1 protein-coding gene and 1 pseudogene are annotated in these 1,532 nt (G+C 31.4%); both read left to right on the top strand.

Going from position 1 to position 1,532, the window contains the following annotated elements; all coding sequences use genetic code 11:
- Positions 1-103: 103 nt before the first annotated feature.
- Positions 104-505: a (deoxy)nucleoside triphosphate pyrophosphohydrolase gene (locus tag KPC_RS19665; protein ID WP_121975988.1), complete on the top strand. Its 402-nt coding sequence runs from the start codon at positions 104-106 to the stop codon at positions 503-505.
- 841 nt (positions 506-1,346) lie between these two features.
- Positions 1,347-1,532 (top strand): annotated as a pseudogene (locus tag KPC_RS20665) (hypothetical protein); the annotation flags it as partial.

The following is a 1,532-nucleotide window of genomic DNA, read 5'->3' on the forward strand; positions in this document are numbered from 1 at the left end:
TTGCCTTGTACAAGGTCAAATATCCTTTAAATTTGATATATTATGTTTAAAAATAAATCATATTTTGATAAATTTCTTCTTAATTGAATATCATAATTTTTCTATGAAACATCTTAAAGTTGTTGCTGCTGTGATCCATCATGAAGGTAAAATTTTATGTGCTCAAAAAGGTACACATAAATACGATTATTTAGCCAATAAATTTGAATTCCCTGGTGGCAAAGTAGAGTCAAATGAATCTAATGAAACAGCCATTATCAGAGAAATTAAAGAAGAATTAAATTTATCAATCAGTACGGAAAAGTTTCTNACTACNGTCAACCATNNNTATGAAGACTTTAGTATTGAATTAACNGCCTTTTTATGTAAAACCAATTCAATAGATGATTTAATATGTAAAGAACACCAGGCTATNGTCTGGTCTGATTTACTTNATTTGAAGAGTTTGGAATGGGCTGCNGCTGATATTCCAATAATTGAGCATCTACTTTCTAAAAAATACTAAATATGTCAAAAACTTATCAAGACTTATTACCTGGTACAGTGNTAAATAACAATGAACTTTGTGAATTATTTAAATGNTCACCACAAGGTGGCATGCGTCGGGCCAAAAAAACGAACACTTTAGTCATTGTTTCAAATCATGTTGAATCTATCTACGAAGATAAATGGGTTGGCGATNTANTGCACTATACTGGTATGGGGCGTAAAGGTGATCAAAAACTAAATACTCAAAATAAAACTCTTGCTGAAAGTAATACTAATGGTATTTCTGTGCATTTATTCGAAGTATTTAAAGATACTGAGTATTTATATCAAGGTCAGGTTAANTTGGTTGAGAAGCCTTACCAGCAAGAACAACCAGATGAAGATGGTAATAATAGAACTGTTTGGGTATTTCCAGTAAGATTACAATCTGATCATAGCTCAGTCAGTTTGGAGCAAATTGAATTAGCTTCGAANACTAAGCAAANAAAACTAAGAAAGAAATCTATTGAACAATTAGTTAAAGATGCTGAAGCTTCAGCACAAGTTGATGTTGGTTATAGAAATACTCAGACAAAGTACTACATTCGTTCCGATTCAGTATCTCAGCTAGCCAAAAAATTAGCTCAAGGAATATGTCAATTATGTGAGCAACCTGCNCCATTTTTAGATAAAAATAAAGAACCATATCTAGAAACACATCATATAGANTGGTTAGCAAACGGCGGTGNTGATACGCCAGAGAATACNGTAGCACTTTGNCCTAANTGNCATAAAAAAATGCATATNGTAAATAGCCAAGATGATAAAAAAAACCTGTTAATTAGAAATGCTAATCTTATTAAGAATACGAGCTTAAAATGAAACTTACATTTAATTTTGCCTTTTTTTCCTCTTTAACTTTAGGCTTTCTTTTTGTCACAGGACGTGCATATATTGAAGGGTTAGTGCTTAACTCAGGAATTGATTATAAAAACCTGGGCCTTGAGTTTACAGATTATACTTTTTATGGTTTTTTATATAGTCTACACAAACTGTTATTCTTA

It is taken from the genome of Acinetobacter stercoris, assembly GCF_900323515.1.
In the GTDB taxonomy this organism is placed as follows: Bacteria; Pseudomonadota; Gammaproteobacteria; order Pseudomonadales; family Moraxellaceae; genus Acinetobacter; species Acinetobacter stercoris.